The sequence below is a fragment of the Rhodococcus sp. 2G genome (assembly GCF_001886355.1).
Lineage (GTDB): Bacteria > Actinomycetota > Actinomycetes > Mycobacteriales > Mycobacteriaceae > Rhodococcus > Rhodococcus pyridinivorans.
This window is the reverse complement of sequence record NZ_CP018064.1, coordinates 94,471-110,845: the sequence shown is the minus strand read 5'-3', so window position 1 is coordinate 110,845 and position 16,375 is coordinate 94,471. Positions and strand designations below refer to the sequence as shown.

At 60.7% G+C, this 16,375-nt stretch carries 12 protein-coding genes and 2 pseudogenes; 10 read left to right on the top strand and 4 right to left on the bottom strand.

The annotated features are described in order from the left end of the window. The first annotated feature begins 13 nt into the window (after positions 1-13). The 7 genes and pseudogenes from BO226_RS25365 to BO226_RS28300 form a co-directional block, all read left to right on the top strand. A complete protein-coding gene (locus BO226_RS25365) occupies positions 14-4,588 on the top strand; it encodes an AMP-binding protein (RefSeq protein WP_071936639.1) in 4,575 nt (1,524 codons plus the stop codon). Next, the gene (locus tag BO226_RS27430) at positions 4,585-5,868 is read left to right on the top strand and encodes a hypothetical protein (RefSeq protein ID WP_156895414.1); all 1,284 of its coding nucleotides are present in this window, start codon (positions 4,585-4,587) and stop codon (positions 5,866-5,868) included. Before BO226_RS25365 ends, BO226_RS27430 begins: the two co-directional genes overlap by 4 nt. A gap of 10 nt (positions 5,869-5,878) precedes the next feature. Further along, positions 5,879-7,063 carry a hypothetical protein gene (locus BO226_RS25360; RefSeq protein WP_156895413.1) on the top strand — a complete coding sequence of 395 codons (1,185 nt, stop codon included), beginning with the start codon at positions 5,879-5,881 and terminating at the stop codon, positions 7,061-7,063. Continuing rightward, positions 7,011-8,234 (top strand): hypothetical protein, encoded by a 1,224-nt coding sequence (locus BO226_RS25355; RefSeq protein ID WP_071936637.1) that lies wholly within the window; start codon positions 7,011-7,013, stop codon positions 8,232-8,234. Before BO226_RS25360 ends, BO226_RS25355 begins: the two co-directional genes overlap by 53 nt. Continuing rightward, on the top strand, positions 8,227-9,459 hold the full coding sequence (locus tag BO226_RS25350) for a class I SAM-dependent methyltransferase (protein WP_156895412.1): 1,233 nt from the start codon (positions 8,227-8,229) through the stop codon (positions 9,457-9,459). The genes BO226_RS25355 and BO226_RS25350 overlap by 8 nt, the downstream gene beginning before the upstream one ends. Before the next feature lie 131 nt (positions 9,460-9,590). Further along, the gene (locus tag BO226_RS25345; protein WP_071936635.1) at positions 9,591-10,754 is read left to right on the top strand and encodes a condensation domain-containing protein; all 1,164 of its coding nucleotides are present in this window, start codon (positions 9,591-9,593) and stop codon (positions 10,752-10,754) included. 115 nt (positions 10,755-10,869) lie between these two features. Beyond that, positions 10,870-11,068 (top strand): annotated as a pseudogene (locus tag BO226_RS28300) (IS3-like element IS987 family transposase); the annotation flags it as partial. A gap of 166 nt (positions 11,069-11,234) precedes the next feature. Here BO226_RS28300 and BO226_RS25335 read toward each other — a convergent pair. Continuing rightward, positions 11,235-11,627, bottom strand: a complete 393-nt coding sequence (locus tag BO226_RS25335; protein WP_071936633.1) for a hypothetical protein — start codon at positions 11,625-11,627, stop codon at positions 11,235-11,237. Positions 11,628-11,783: 156 nt separating this feature from the next. On the opposite strand from BO226_RS25335, the gene BO226_RS27425 reads away from it, so the two are divergent. Continuing rightward, a complete protein-coding gene (locus tag BO226_RS27425; protein ID WP_156895410.1) occupies positions 11,784-11,936 on the top strand; it encodes a hypothetical protein in 153 nt (50 codons plus the stop codon). Positions 11,937-12,077: 141 nt separating this feature from the next. Here BO226_RS27425 and BO226_RS28815 read toward each other — a convergent pair. Beyond that, positions 12,078-12,263: pseudogene (locus BO226_RS28815) on the bottom strand (IS1634 family transposase); the annotation flags it as partial. Between the two features lie 195 nt (positions 12,264-12,458). Beyond that, positions 12,459-12,758 carry a hypothetical protein gene (locus BO226_RS25325; protein WP_071936632.1) on the bottom strand — a complete coding sequence of 100 codons (300 nt, stop codon included), beginning with the start codon at positions 12,756-12,758 and terminating at the stop codon, positions 12,459-12,461. A 240-nt stretch (positions 12,759-12,998) separates the two neighbouring features. Here BO226_RS25325 and istA point away from each other — a divergent pair, with 240 nt between their 5' ends. After that, complete coding sequence (istA, locus tag BO226_RS27810; protein WP_071934926.1) at positions 12,999-14,540, top strand: IS21 family transposase; 1,542 nt, start codon at positions 12,999-13,001, stop codon at positions 14,538-14,540. Positions 14,541-14,606: 66 nt separating this feature from the next. Next, the gene (gene istB / locus BO226_RS27805) at positions 14,607-15,371 is read left to right on the top strand and encodes an IS21-like element helper ATPase IstB (RefSeq protein ID WP_064257733.1); all 765 of its coding nucleotides are present in this window, start codon (positions 14,607-14,609) and stop codon (positions 15,369-15,371) included. Positions 15,372-15,481: 110 nt separating this feature from the next. Here istB and BO226_RS25310 read toward each other — a convergent pair whose 3' ends face one another. Then, the gene (locus tag BO226_RS25310) at positions 15,482-16,369 is read right to left on the bottom strand and encodes a hypothetical protein (protein WP_071936631.1); all 888 of its coding nucleotides are present in this window, start codon (positions 16,367-16,369) and stop codon (positions 15,482-15,484) included. Positions 16,370-16,375 lie beyond the last annotated feature (6 nt).

The window sequence follows — 16,375 nt, the reverse complement described above, 5'->3', positions numbered from 1 at the left end:
CTTGGGGGTGCTTATGAGAAATCCGATATTTCGACTGACCGCTGCACAGGAAGCAATTTGGAACGCGATCCAGCTTTCTGTTGATCCTAGTGTATGGGTGGTTTGCGAACTGTCAGTCTATGAGGCAATCGCCTCGGACGTCGCCGATGCAGCGAGACGGGTAGTCGGTCAGGTGCCGATCCTTTATACGCGTGTCCATCACGGCGAGGGTGAACACGCAGGTCGGATTGTCCAGACTCGAGCGCATGACCCATTGGATCGTGTCGTTCTCGTGGCGAATATCGACGTATCTACGCCGTGCGATGTGATCAACACAGCGAGGGCAATGCTGGACAGCTATGCACCTTCCATGGCTGCGACTATCGACGTTCCGCTATTTTTAATTGTGGTCGTTCCACTTGGCGCAGACAAAACAGCCTGTGTCCAGATGTACAACCATATTATTATCGACGGGTACGGTGCGAGCCTGATTCAGGATCGGATCGAGTCCGAGCTCGCACTTGAGCATGCTCCCGATCGAGTTGACCCCTACGAGCCAAGCCAGAGTGCTCCGGAAGAGCTTCTTGCCGAAGAGGCTTATCGTTCCTCGGAAAACTATGCCAACGACTGGGAGTACTGGCGAAGTGCGCTCGATGTGGTGGTCGATTACCCGTACAGAAGCAGGCGGGAAGTTGATGGTGCACTTTCCGATTCGCGGTTACTCGATCGGCTGCTCGTGGATTCGCTGACGCAGACGGCGAAGTCGGTCGGTTGCCATCGGTTAGAGGTTCTGACCGGACTTTACGTAGGATTCGTCGCTTACCGGCTGGGGGTCGACAAGGTGACCTTCGCGATGCCATTCAGCAACCGTCTCCGGTTTCCGACATTGGCAGCCGTCCCGTGCATGTTGGTGAACGTTCTACCGATCCAGGTTGCCACCGACGGAGGGACTGAAACATTATTCGGGCTTGCAGCTCGTACCGCCGAAGTACTCCGAGAGGTCGGCAAGCACTCGAGGTTCCGCGGAGAGGAACTCGTCGCAAGAGTGGACGGTGCCGATGGGCGGATGCTGGCAGGTATCGGGGTCAATATCAGGACCTTCTTCGGTTCGAAGTCGGGCACCCATCGTGTGTCGATAGCTACGGGCCCTCGTGAGCCAGGAGGCCTGCAGATCGATCTCGGGCCTGCTGGCGAGATGACCTTAACTCTGCCTCGTGCGGCTGATCGCGAGTCTGTAGAGCCGACGCTGGACTTAGATGACTTTGTCTGCTTCTGTCGAAACTGGCTTGCGTCTCCCGAGCTTGCTCTGCGAGAGGTTCCGCTCTTCGCCGCGGCGCAGTGGGAGGCTATCGGGGCTCTCAGCCCTAGGCCACGCGTTGCGCTCGACAGATTGCTCCGTGGCGATCTGATCGGGAGCCTTCCGCACGTGCCGGCACCGACGGTGAGGTTTCATGAAGAGTCGGGGGCGATCAGATCAGTACCAAGCACTGACCTGTTCGTCCACGTCCAGTCCAGGCGCCGGTACCTCGAGTCAGTGATCCAAGCCCCCGACCTGATTGCTGTAGTCGCCGGCCGGGGGCTCGAAACCGTGATCACTATTCTGGCTATGCTCCAAGCGCGGCGCCCTTTCACGCTGATCGACCAGGAGCACCCGCCGGCTCGCATCCGACAGATCCTAGAGCTGGCCAAGCCGAAGTACATCATTCGTACCGACTCGTCCACGACGCTCCCAGTGCCTGCAGACAGCATCGGTAGGAGCGGAATGGATTCTGTCGTCGAGGTATTCAAAACGGAAGACACCGATCTGCAGCCGACTGTATCGAGTGAGAACGACATCGACTGGGCCGAGATTGCGTACGTCATCTTTACATCGGGAAGTACCGGCGTGCCCAAGGGCGTGGCAGTCGGTCGGAGTGCGCTTGAGCGGTTTCTGAGCAGCCAGATATCCACGCTTCACGACCCCGAATTCTGTGGAACAAGGAGCGCTGGACTGCCTCGTCGAGCTGCGATGACCGCGTCTTTTGGATTCGATGCCTTCTATGAGCAATTGTGCTTTCTGCTTGTGGGCTACGACACGCACGTGTATTCCGAAGCGCAGCGACGAGACCCAGAGGAGATGGCGCTTCGTCTCGTCGCGGATCAGATCGACGTCATCGACCTGACACCGTCTCATGCGCAGGCGCTGCTGACTGCAGGTCTGTGGACACACGCGAATCCTGGTCCGACGACAGTATTGCTCGGCGGTGAGGCGGTGCCCATGTCGCTGTGGCAGCAACTCCGGCGGAATACCGACGTTCTTGCGAACACCTACGGTCCCACAGAGAACACAGTCGACACCGCAATCTTCTATGAATTTCCGGCCGAGTCCGCACAGGTACCGGTGGATCGAGGGACCTCGTCGTCTGCACCGATCGGGAGACTTCTTCCGGGGGTCACCGGGTTGGTCGTCAACGACCTCGGTATTCCGGTTCGACCCGGCGAAGTCGGTGAGCTGGTTGTTTATGGCGACCAATTGATGGCGGGTTACCTTTCCGGAGGTCGCACGATCGACCCGGCGCTACGGCAGCTCGTCAACGAGGCGGGCGCTCATTCGGTCTACGCCACCGGCGATCTGGTTTGGATCGATGATGTAGAGGGTCTGGTCTTCGTGAGCCGAAACGACCGGCAGGTTCAGATCCGCGGAAACAGGGTCGACCTCACTGAGGTAGAGAAATCACTGCTGGCGTTGGAGTGTGTACAACACTGCGCGGCGCGGGTCTCCGGGGACAACAGACTCGAAGCCGTTGTGGTCGTGGCTGCCGATGATTCTGCAGATGTCGCAGAGATCCGGAGGCAACTCAGTGAACGCGTCCCAGCGAGCCATGTGCCGGCCCGCCTTATGGCAGTGGATTCGCTGAAATACAACGTCAACGGCAAGGTTGACTGGGACGAAGTCTGGTCCCAGGTGGCGATCCTTCCAGAACAGCCGGTTGTCCTCAAAGATCCGGTCTCCGAGGACCTCATCGTCGGCCCCGGCCAGGAGGTTCTTGCCGAGGTCGTGCGAGAGGTTCTCGCCGACCAGTTCACCGCGTCCTTGTTGACGGCGAGCTTTCTCGAGCTCGGCGGTGACAGCTTGTCGACGATCGATGTCGTCGCCCGGATGCATGTACGGGGCTGGCGGGTGGCAGCAGCAGACCTGCGAGGTAGCAGACGTCTTATAGATGTGACAGTGATGCATCTCGGCGAGGATCCGAACACTCGCCACGCTCGTGGGCTCCCGGTCAGCGAATCCCAGTGGGTGGGTGATGGCCCTAACCTGACTGTCGGGCTTCCACCGATAGCGATCGCGGCGTGGGAAGCGGCAGGAAGAGACCTCAAGAAACTCCTGCGATTCTGCTACGCGCAGGCCTACTCGATTCAAGCGAGCCCAGCTGAACTGAGGCGCCGGCTCGCCGTACTCAGCCATTCACATCCGCTCTTGACAGCCAAGGTTGTGGCCCCAGACGAATCAGACAGCGGCGCAGTCCCGACGTTGACGTTTAGGGTCGCTGCCGAGGACCCTCGCGACGACGAGACGGTCCTCCGAATAATGGAGTTCTCGGCCGGAACCGATTCAGAGACCGTTCTTGAAGAAGTGTGGGCAAGTGAGAACCGCGAGCACACCGTGTTCGCCGCAGGCGTCGCGCCGCGGCCTGGTGGCGGAACCGATGTAGTTCTCGTTGTGTCGCATTTGGTCATGGACCCGGTTTCCTGGCGAATCGTTGAGAGAGCAGTCGTGACAGGTGACGGGTTGGCGACCAGCACCGGAGCACGTCAGCGCGAAGTCGACTGGTACGCACGTTCAAAAACACTTGAGAGGGAACTCGGTCGCGCTCGCGGTAGACGCGACTGGGTGGAGGTGATCGCAGAACGCAGAAGACACGGGGACTTCCTGCATACGAGCCATCGATTGGAATTTGAGAACGGTCTCGCGTTCGTCAGAAACAGTTGGTACGCCGACCTGCTCGGCGGTGATCTGCTGGATATCGTCGTGGTTGCTGTCGTTCGAGCACTAGGGAGCCGCTCCACCGGCGTCAAGCAATTCCTACCAACGAACGAAATCCTGCTCGAAGGTCACGGTAGGACAGGGATACCCCGCCTGGGTCTACCCGACGAGACGGGAATCGGCTGGTACGCATTCGAGTGGCCGGTCTCGGTGGACGGCATCACCTCAGCGATTCCCATGGCCTGGGATCTGAACACATGGCACTCCTCGATATCCGCCATCAAGATTCGTAGGACATCCACACCGATCGAGAAGAACCTGACATGGGGCTATCGGCTCGACTCAACCAAGGGCGAACCGCAGAGACCGCACGTTCTGCTGAACTTCCTCGGCGTGCAGGGCGCAAAAGACCATGCCGATGGCGCACTTCTCCGCGTGCTCGGTGAGGAAAGCGTAACAAACGACTGCATCACCTTGAACTGCTGGTTTGAGAAAACCAGCGATCGCGCAACATTCCGTGTCGATGTGACAGCGTGTGAGTTCCATGCCGGAACCGATCCCGGTTGGCTTCTCGCAGCCATCGAGGAATACCTGGTGGAACTCTCGGAAATGATCTCCCAATTCGACCGCGAGTGTGCCGTATGAACACCGAAAATGCCGAGTGCGTCGACGTGTACAAGCAGGTGAGAGCTGGTGTTGATTCCGATGCTGGTCAAATCGGGCAAGGGCGATGCCTGGTCGATCCCAATAAAGACTCGCTTCTGATACTCGGACAATGCCTCGGCGAGGAATGGTACCGATCTAGGCTGGTCGACTACAGTGGCCCCTGGCAGGAGCAGGAGCGTGCGGTGGTTGCGCAGGCCCTGTCCAGGATCTGGAATGTGCATGTCGAACCATCCCACGTTCGATTCACCGAGGGAGCGACTGAAGGGGTCAGCCTCGTCATCGAATTTTTGGCCGCGAACGGATTCAGTGTTGCGCTGCCGCTACCTTCCTACTACATCTTCGAACAATCGAGTGCCGTGAACGGTATGCCGGTCTCTCTCTACTACAATGAATACGGGAGCACCTTTCCGGGCCCAGCCGAAACGCGAGGACCGATTGCGTTGGTCTCGGTAATGCCGAGCGGAGTATCGGGAAGAATGTTCGAGGAACCGGAGATTGATCCCGGCTACTTGTTCTTCGATACTGCGTTTCAAATCGGTCACCGAGTTCATGAGTTCCCCTTGATGTCTCTCGGTGAAAAACTGAGAAAGACAGATCTTGAGCGTTGTGTTGTGACTTTTACCGCCAGCAAGGATCTGTCCCTCCCCGGCCTCAGACCCGGAGTCGTTGTCTCCTGGGACGATCGACTGATCGAGAGTATCGACCAGAGCCGATTCGCGCGATCCTATTGTCTCAATCCGTATGGCTCGCTCGTGTCGACGTCTTACGTGCTCGCAGTCGGAGGCTACAGTCGAGTTACTGGCGAAGAAGCGGATGTCGACTGGGTCGGTGCACACGTCGGTACGGATGCAGCCCGCGCAATATCCTCACTTGCGGATTCGATGGCATCGCATTTCGGGACTTTGAGGAGCGGACTGGCATCTGGCTGGGACGTTATCGAACGCTCATGGATCGCAGACGAATGTGATCTGACGAAGATCGAGCCCTACGCGGGATATTCGACCCATGTGCCTGTCGGTCGAACGATTGGGTACGAAAACCTCGTCTCAACATGCAACAGTGTAGGCCGCAAATTTCGGCTGAAGTTGAACCCGACCCTCATGTTTGGTGGGAACCAAGCCGCTTGGACCGGGCTCTATCCGAATGAGGCTGGAGTTCGAGTCAACATCTCCGAGCCTCCTGCCTCCCTCGAAAGAGCGCTCCGAACCGCGAAGGCAGGTCTTGATTTGATGTCGAGAGGAGGGAACCTCCGTGCCTAAGTACCCGATCGTGGCACAGTCGCTGACCGCTGTTTCCGGATTCGATTGGGCGTCGAAGAACCTCGACGTGGACACGCTCCTGGAATCATTGCCGTCCATCGGTATCGGTGCCAACGATTCGGCTCTGATCTACAATGCGATCGACATCGAATGCTCCGTCCAGAAGTATCGTGAAACAGTAGGGGAGCATGGCCTCGGATTTGCAGTCAAGGCGAACCGGACGCCCTCGGTCCTTAGCTATTTGGCGTCTGTTGTCGATTTTGCTTCGGTTTCGAGCGTTGCCGAGTACTCCTCCGCCAAGACTGCGGGGTTTGACGACTTTAGATTCGTGTTCCCCGGAGATTCGCATACCCTTCGCCGGGTAGTCGGCGAGACGTCGGGCGGCGTGGTGTTCTGCAATTCCATCCCTCAATTCAAGGCATACGTCGGCCGCGTGAAATCGATCGGGCTACGCGTGCGCACCGACCCGGCAAGCAGGTTTGGTATCGAGATCGGGCAACTGTCCACGCTCAGCGTTCGCGAGAGGGGACGTATAAGTCACGTATTGGGTCACGTTGCGAACGTGAGTGATATCGCGCAACTCCACTCGCTTATTGGACTCCTTCGTGAAGCGATCCTATATCTCCCGCGTGTCGAAACGGTGAGTCTCGGAGGCGGGATGATCGCACTCTTTCGAAATGTCGGCGCAAGGCAAGTCCGACAAGTGTTGTCTACCGAGCTCTTGCCGTACGTCCAGACTTTCGAGCTGGAGCCGGGCGCCGATGCAGTAATGGGTTCCGGGTACGTCGTATGCAACGTCGTGTCGGTGTCCAGGAACAGTAATTTTCAAGAAGTCACTCTGGATGTATCGGTGTTCTCTCTGAATAGCTGGACCGACATCGAATTCGTTGGCTGCCGATTTGTTGGCGCCGCTGACCGTCGTCGGGTTGGCCTCAGCCGTATAGCGGGCCCGACGTGCTACGAGGGTGACGTCTGGTTAATCGTCGAGGAAGCGCGGGAGTTCGTTGTCGGCGATCGCTTAATCTTTCGAGGTTTCGGCGCGTATTCAGCTGGCATGTTCCGGCCTATTCATGGCCTGCAGCATCCGACGGAAGTGCTAGTTTCAATAGCGAGCAACGAGGATAATAGAAATGATTTCGAGGGTGCAAACGCTGCTTTCCGATCTATCCGAGGCGGAGCGCGGCTCGATAGTTAATCTCACACCCAGCGAGAACAGGTTGAGCCCGCGGGCTGCGGCGCTTCTGGGGTCCGATTTGGCGAACAGGTATCACTTCGGATCCGACTCCAACGGTACCGATGAGTTCCCGGCAGGCGCCCGGGCCGCACGCCTGGTCGAGGCGGGAAGGACTGCGCTGGCGGAGTTGAGCCAATCCCAGTTCGTCAATACGCGGCCCGTATCGGGGATGTCGGCCATGCATCTGGTGCTGTACGCGATGGCTCGGCGGGGGCCGGGGATGATCTTGTATGTCGAGGAGGCGAGTGGCGGTCACTACGCGACAGGCGAGATTATCAAGATGGTCGGAGGAATTCCCGTACCGATCCGTTACGACGAGTACGGCGTCTTCGATGTTCGATCCGCCCTGTCGAGCTTGGACCCGCGCTTGGTGGTAGGCGTGTATCTGGACGTCCAGAACACTGTGGTAGAGCCCAGGTATACGGAAGCCACCAAAGAACTGCGGTCGCGAGGGGTGGACGCGTGGGTACATGTTGACTGCAGTCACACGCTCGGATTGATCCTCGGAGGCGCACACAGCCGCCCCGCCGTCGACGGCCCATTGTCCTTCGGTGGGTCAACCCACAAAACCTTCCCAGGTCCGCACAAGGGCTGCATCATGACGTCGGATGGTGGGGTGAACAAGGACCTGGGTGCTGCGCAGCCGTACATCCTGAGCAGCCACCACCTCGCCGCTGAGGCATCTCTTGCGCTGTCGGCGTTGGAGTTTCAGTGCTACGGCGTGGAGTATGCCGCGCGGGTATTGGACTGCAGTCGATCACTAGCAAGTGCCCTCGACGTCCGAGGCGTGGCGGTCGAGTCCGCACCGCCGGGATGTGTCGAATCCCACCAGGTCTGGGTAGGCCCCGATGCAAGCTTCGCCAATTCGTGGTTCGAGGTTGCGGATGTACTTGCGTCCGCGGGAATCTTCCTGAATGTACAGAGGAGCCTCCCGCGTTTGGGAGGGCCATCGCTCCGGCTGGGTACCGCTGAGATGGCGCTACTCGGCGCCACTGCGGAGAGCATGACTATTGTTGCGGACATGATCTCTTCGGTCAGCCGAGGCGATCTTGGTGCTGTCAGTATGGATTCCCTCAAGAGGCTGCGGGGATCGTTCGGCGCACCGCTATGGGACGGTGTGCCGGTTGAATAGCACGTTCGAGCATGTTCCGCTGCTGTCCGAGGAACACATCGAGTCTATTGCCGGCTGGTTGCCGAGTATCCTGGAGAGTGTAAGTAGCCGACTTCTGCACGGTGGCGAGCTTGAGGTCGCAGACTCCTCTCTGCTGCTCAGAGCGGGCCTGGGCGCCCGAGTGCATTCGATGATCTGTCCAGACCTGGGTGAGGTGGCGGCCGACCGAGAGCTGAGGGCTCTACTCAAGGATTGGTCCGAGCCGTTCGACGATCCCCACCGCCGTTCGGTAGTTCGAGCCTTTCAGATCGGAATGTGTCTCGGTCTGGCCGGGTGGTTGTCAGAGCTTAGGGTTGCGCATGCTGTGCAGCGGGCGTCGCTGTATAGCGAGCTTTATGGCTGCGGCGGCACCGGTTGCCGGATCTGGAGCGTGTACGGACAGGACTACTTCGCCGAACAAGCTTCCGGATACAATCGCCGCCGGTTCCGAGGTGACGATTTTTTTTCAGCCGTGAAGAGCGCACTCTCGACGTCGGTGTCACCCTCGTCGGTTGTTGCCGATATTGGTTGCGGGACAGGAGCACTCTCGGAGATTGCGGTGAATCTGGGCGCGAAGGTGGTTGCGACGGATATCTCCCGAGACATGTTGCGAGAGTTCATTGCGCCAACCACGCATGACCCACAGATCTTGGTGGCGCAGTCCACGTGTCTTCAACTTCCTATGGTGGACGAAGCGGTCGACTGCGCGATTGAGCACGAGGTATTCTGTTTTGCACCGAGTCCCGTACGAGCTGCCCTGGAGGCGCTGCGCGTCGTTAAAGACGGAGGGGTTCTGCTCCGGTTGGTTTCTCGGGTGGATTTGGAGGAAGAACTCAAGGCTGTTGAGAGCCTTTTCCATGACGCACTTCGAAGGATGGGTTACTTCGGATTTCGATTATATGGCAAGGGCGCAGACGCCGCCATAGATAAGAATCTGCAGCAACTCGGCCTGGTAGTCAAGCGTGAAATGGTCGGCAGTTGGTCCGTGGCAGTGTCACGTCAGGAAATCATTGCACGGTTGCAGTCGGGTTACGTCCCATACCTCGGTCGAGTGCCCGCGGAAGACCTAAATCGAGCAAGTGACATTGTGCTGGAACGGCTCTCGTCTGACCGGATCTGCGTCAATGAGCCGCTCGTGGCCACCGTTTCATTGGAGGCCTACAGCACTCGTCGACGTCTGCCAACATCTCGTAATCGTTCGAAGTGAGGAGTGAAGTGGCTATTCGTATCGAGGTTCCGCCCAGCCTGCAGTTAGAATCGCGACTCGCCACCGTCGCCGGCCATGGCCGACGGCCGATTGCTCTGCGGTGGCACGCAAGTAGCGAGATACCATTCTCGATGGAATTCGTTTCGAGACTGTGCGCGGTGCTTATAGCTCGGCACGATATCCTGCGTTTTCGATTTCAATCCGATACGCGGGTGGACGTGCTGGACATGCAATCCGCAGTGCAACAGATGACTACCAACTTCGTCGAGATCCGCGATGTTGACGACTCCGATCCTCAGACGTTGGCGAGAGAATCGAACGCTTATTTCGAACCACTCGATCTGTCGCAAGGATTGGCTGCTCTCGTTATTTGTATCGGCCGCTCCGGGAATATCGTCGCGGTCATCGTCGCCGTTGACCATGTAGCGATGGACGAACGTTCGTTTGTTGGACTCGACCAGACCATGCAGGAAATTCTGTCGGACCCTGGCATCCGACATGCCGATCCCCGCTACGACTACTTGGCCTACTGTCACGAGCAACGACTGACGCTGGCGTCCGAGGAAGGCCGAGAATGTGTCGCGCGTGCGAAACGTAGCATGGACACGCTAGGCGGCTACCCGCCTCGAGTCGATGCACTATTGAGAGCCGACCCCTGCTCTATTGATCAGCCGACTTTTTCCGAATGCAAGACGGCCGTGACGTGGCGTTCGCTGACGGATGCTGCACGAAGCGAGCGAGTTAGCGTCTACACGTTCTGCATGGCCTCGTTCTTCGATGCGTTGACGACAGTTTTCGACCGACAGGTGGCCGCGGTATGTGCGTCCGTTCATGGCAGGTCGCGAGTGCGATATGCCGATTCGTGCGGTTTGTTCAGTTTCGGCGTTCCCGTCGCGTTGATCGATCGCAGTTCCCGGCTCACGCCCAGCGAGCGCCGCCGAATCGTCGACGCAGAATTCGCGACGATCGTGGACGGCGCACTGCCATTAGTGCAACTGGGGCGACGGTTCGATCTTGATTGGACGAACCAGTCAGCGGGGGCTGCGATCTACTTCGAAGTCCGCCCTCTGCGGCGCGCGGAGGCTGGCACAGCACACCGCGGTGAGTTTCTTCTCGCTAAGGCTAGTGCCCGGCCTGGCATGGGCAGCGACGTGTTCATATCCGTACGAGAGGATGAGGGCGGCACGACGAAAGCCACTGCTGAGTTCGATGCGGGCACTGTCGACAGAAGGCAGGTCGAGCTGCTCTTGGCGTCGCTCTCCGATTCGTTAATTCTCGCAATAAACCATCAGTAGCAGGTGCACGAGACGAATCTCCTCGGTGTGTCCAGAGACGTTATCGCTTGTGAAGGATGGAGTCATATCAGGTTCGAGGAAATACCCGTCCGAGCTGCGTGAGCGGGTGGTGCGGATGGTTGCCGAGGGGCGTGGCGAGTATTCCTCGGAGTGGGCGGCGATCGAGTCGGTCGCTGACAAGTTGGCCCTCGGGTCGGCACAGACGCTGCTGAACTGGGTCCGCCGTGACCAGGTCGACGCGGGCAAGCGCCCGGGGGTGACCAGCGAGATGGCCGGAACTCCGCCGGCTCAGGGCGAGGAATCGAGAACTCAAGGCTGATGGCCATGATCACAACGGTGGAGAAGACGAACCCGAGGGGACAGCCGAGCTGCATGATCCCTGCCCAGCGTCCGCGACGGTCCGATTCGCGTGCTCAGTGACCATCAGTGCAGCTCCGCCCGATTCGCCTCCGATCGCGACACTCTGCACGACTCGTAATGTCACGAGGAGAATCGGCGCGAGGATCTCGATGGCTGCGTAGGGATGGATACGTAAGGGGGGAGCAGGCCGATCAGGAAACTCGCTCCGCCCATGATCGCCATGGTGACGATCAGCATCGATTTGCGGCCGGGTTTGTCGCCGAAGTGGCCGAAGATCACTCCACCCAGTGGGCGAGCAGCATAGCCGGCGGCGAGGATGCCGAAGCTGCGATGGTTGAGGCAGCCGAGTTCACCGATGGGAAAGAACAGACCCCCGAAGGCGAGTGCGGCCATGGTGCTGTAGAACAGGAAATCGTAGTACTTGAGGACGGTACCGAGCAGGCCGGACAGCGTGACTTTTCGGGACCTGAGTGCGGTGTTTTGCGCGTCTTCTGGCGTGGATGGAATGTTCATAGGCCTCCCGGTGTGTGAAGGGTCAAGCGAGGTGCAACGACGGGTTCGGTTCGCCAGCCGAGGCAGCGGAGCACGGCCTATCGGTGTGAAACACCCGCGACGACCGGTTGCGAAAGCTGTGTCATCACAACAGCACAGCGAACGGCAGGAGCAGCCATGAAGCGCAAGACCGTCGGCGGAGACGAACGAGACGCCTTCACCCGCGTGAGCCGCCAGGCCACCAACTGGAAGCCCGGGGAAGCGAAGCGGATCAAGGAACGTGCCAACTTCCGGGAACGTCGAGCAGTACGACGCGAACTCGCCGCCTGATACGCCTATCGGCGCTCCCGGAGCGCTCACCGTGATCAGCGGACGGCCACGGCGTCGGCGACCGCTTCGAACCCCGGGACCGCCAGGACGACCGTCGCGGCCGTGAGACCTGACTTGCACAGATTTAGTGCCCCGCTCCGATCACCGGGTCGGTAGACCCAGCGCGGTGAGGATGCGGACCGCGTCCGGGTCGAGAGGGTCGGTAGCGGTATGGGGGTGGCCGGCGATGGTGATAGTGATTTCCTGGAGCGGGCGCAGGGTCCGAACCAGGGAGCGAAGCGAAGTCCCGGTCTCAACCTGGAGATAGCGGGCGATCGCGAGTGCGGTGCAACCTGGCGGTACTCACTCGTGGGGTTACTGGCAGGACGCCTTCCACCGGTCCTGGCCGATGCTCTCTGAAGAGCTCGGGCTCACCGAGAAGTAACACGTCGACGAGTCAGTCGTAGCCGGGGCGCCCAGCAGTCGAAGATCTTGTTTCCTGGAGAATTTCAATGCCGGGCGCCCTTGCCTATGTCCAGTCGGTTACGCGACCATGCTCGCCGCGGGTTCGGCCCACGACGCGACCTTGTCGTAGTGACCTCGGTGTGGCAGTCGACGCGACACCAGCACGAGTTGGCGTGCCAACACCACAGTGGCGACTACGTAGTACGGCCATGCCACCCACATCCCACCGCCGGTGTCGTTCCATCCGAAATAGGTGAATCCCATCGGGATGAACGCAGCCGGCACGTACAACAGCGAACGCGCCGCGCCAGCTGCCCAGGCAGAGCGCACCAGCGAGATCGTGATCAACGCGGCAATGATGCCGAGCACGAGTTGCATCGGCCGCCTCCTTTCCGTTCCCGGACAGTGTGACGGCAGCGGTTCGGTCGCTGTCAGCGGTCATGTAATTCCCCAGGTTGAGGGGTCGACCCGTCACGTAATTCCTCACCCGGCCGTCACGTAATTCCCCACCCTCGGGGCGTGTCGGCCGGGGTGTGGGTGCTGCTGCAGGTTCGCTTCTTCCCAAGGTCCACCGAGGGCCTGGGAAGGGGCCCGACGGTGGCAAGGAGAACGTGGACGATGACCGATCTGATGGAGTTGTTCCGGCATTGGCATGCCGGCCGCTCCCAGGTGCAGATCTCGACAGCCCTGGGACTCGACCGCAAAACCATCCGCAAGTACTTGGCCCCGGCGCTGGCGGCGGGACTGACCCCTGGCGACGGCGACAAGTTCGACGAGAACCTGTGGCGCGAGTTGATCACGTCCTGGTTCCCGGAAGTGGTGGACCCGACGGCACGGGCGGTGACCTGGCCGGCGATCGCCGCCCACCACACCTGGATCGAGGGCCAACTCGACGAGTCGGTGACCGTGGCGACGATCGCTCAACGCCTGCGCGACGACCACGGTGTCCCGGTGTCGGAATCGACCGTGCGGCGATATATCGCAACACGATTCGCCGAACGGGTCGCGGCGTCGAAAGCAACCTTTCCCCGCGGCCCGGTTCCGCCGGGCGACGAGGGCCAGGTCGACTACGGCAAGTTGGGGATGTGGCGCGATCCGGCGACGGATCGGCGGGTGGCGGTATGGGCGTTCGCGATGATCCTGGCGTGTTCGCGGATGCTGTTCGTCCAACCGGTGCTGCGGATGGATCAAACCTCGTGGTGCGCTTCGCATGTGGCCGCGTTCGAGTTCTTCGGCGGCGCTCCGGCGCGGATGGTGTGTGACAACCTCAAAACCGGGGTGGACCGCCCCGATCTCTACGATCCGCAGATCAACCGGGCCTATGCCGAACTCGCCGACTTCTATCAGGTGCTCATCGATCCGGCCCGGGCCGGCAAACCCAAGGACAAACCACGCATCGAACGGCCCATGCCCTATATCCGGGACTCGTTCTTCCGGGGCCGCGAGTTCACCTCGCTGACGCAGATGCAGGCCGCCGCACTGGCATGGTGCACCGACGTCTACGGCCGGCATCAGCATCGCGGTCTCGGTGGTGCGCACCCGGCGGTGGTGTTCGACGCCGTCGAAAAGCACACCCTGACGCCGTTGCCGCCCAGGAGGTTCGAGCCGGTGGTCTACTCCACCGGCAAACTCGCCCCGGACTGTCACGTCAAGGCCGGCAAGGCGTTGTATTCGGCGCCGTGGCAGCTGATCGGCCGACGATTGCTGGTGCGCACCGCCGGGGATGTGGTGCAGATCTTCCACGACGAGCAGGTCGTGGCCACCCATGTGCGCCGCCTGTCCGGGAGAGCGACCAATCCCGAGCATTATCCGCCGGAGAAGACCGCGTTCACGTTGCAGACGGTGGTGTGGTGCCGGGTCCAGGCCGAGCAGATCGGACCCGGCGCGGTCGCGATCGTCGACGAATTGTCCCAGGTCAACGCGATCCATCGACTGCGATCGATCCAGGGCATCATCCGGCTGCGGTCGCGTTACGACGATGCCCGCATCGATGCGGCCTGCGCCCGTGCCCTCGAGGTCGGTGATCCGCGTTATCGCACGGTCAAGGGCATCCTCGTCGCCGGCACCGAACACGACGGCCAGGACGTCGCCGATGCCGGGGTCACCGCGCCGGCGTTGTTGCGCGGGCCGGCCGCGTTCGACACCGAACGATCCGCTTGATCCGTTCATATCGCCAGAAATATTGAACTGCAATTACTTTCACTAGATGCTGTGAGGACACCTGTCATGACCATCCATGATCCCAGCCTGCGGGCTGCGTTGAAAACCTTGAAGCTGACCGGCATGCTCGACACCCTCGACGCGCGCCTGGCGCAAACCCGCGACGGGCAGCTCGGGCACCTCGAGTTCCTGCAGGTGCTCTGCGAGGACGAGATCGCCCGCCGCGAAACCGCCGCCTTGGCCCGGCGGGTGCGCCGGGCCAAGTTCGAGCAGCAGGCCACCTTCGAGGACTTCGACTTCACCGCCAACCCGAAGCTCCCGGCCGCGATGCTGCGGGATCTCGCTGCGCTGCGGTGGCTCGACGCCGGCGAGTCGGTGATCCTCTACGGACCCGTCGGCGTCGGCAAAACCCATGTGGCACAAGCGCTAGGGCATCATGTGGCCCGACGCGGCGGGGACGTGCGGTTCGTCAAGTGTTCCCGGATGCTCGCCGATCTGGCCGGTGGACACGCCGACCGCACCATCGGCCAACGGATGCGCGAATACACCCGGCCGCTGGTGTTGATCATCGACGACTTCGCGATGCGCGAGCACACCACCACCCAGTCCGATGATCTCTACGATCTGGTATCCGACCGGGCGATCGCCGGCAAGCCGTTGGTTCTGACGAGCAACCGGGCCCCGAAAGACTGGTATCCGCTGTTCCCGAATCCGGTCGTGGCCGAGTCCCTGCTCGATCGGTTGATCAACACCAGCCACCAGATCCTGATGGACGGCCCGTCCTACCGGCCACGCAAACGCCCCGGGAACCGCACCGCGGCCGCGAACTGAACCAACCCGGGCACCGGCCCGGCTACCCTCGACTCAGCACACCCGGACATGGGGAATTCCATGACGGAAACCCCTGGGGAATTACGCGACGGTCGACAGTCGCGCGGCAGTTAGAACTGCGGAGTGTTCTCGTTGAGGTAGCTGTTGATTGCGTCCGTAAGCTCTTCTGCGTTGTCGTCCTCAGCAGGATCTGCTCCGGCAGTGGTCGCAGCGGTGATCACGTAGCCGTCGACCGGCTGCTGGGACAGCGACATGTTCCGGGGCGCGATGCGCGCGAGCATCACCCAGTTATCGCCGACAACTTCCGTGCTCGGAAGTTTCCTGATTCCGAATGCGTCGACAGGCTCGACCGTGCGGTACCCGGAGTCCGGCAGTTCGCGGCCTTTGCCGGTGGTGTCGAGGAAGGTCTTGCCGGTAGCTGCGATTTCTTCCTCGACCGATAGTCCAACCTGGTCGTACGCGATCCGGGTGTACCTGCACGGGGTGGGGTTGAGCGGGTCGTTTTCACTGCAGGGCGGCCGGATGTCCAGTCCCTCGGGGGCGGGTTCGATAGGCGCGATCTTGCCCCCGTCCTGAGCTGTGGAAAGGGCGTTGTCCGCAGCGGGCAGTGTGGCGATAGAGACCGTGGGTACGGTCCATTCCCCCGCGCCGGCGTCGATCGTGAAAGTGCAGTTGGTCATCGTGCCGGGGCCGGTTCCCGTCGCAGTGTCGACAGAGATGTCGTCTGCGGAGAATCCGAGGTCCCGGTACTGGTACTTGACGATGCCGATCACCGGCTCGGTCAGCTGCGAATCGCACGGATCGGAAGCGAGCGTGGTGGTCAGTGCCGCCAAGTCGGCGACTGGTGCGGGGAGGCTCGTGCCATCGTTGTCGGCTGCGGCTGATGTCGTCGCGGTGGTGTCTGCGGGGGCATCGTCGTTGGTTCCCCCGCATGCTGACAAGGCGACCGCGGCGGCGCCGAGGATCGCGATTGCCGGGGCCGATCTACGCAAGAGCACGAGTTC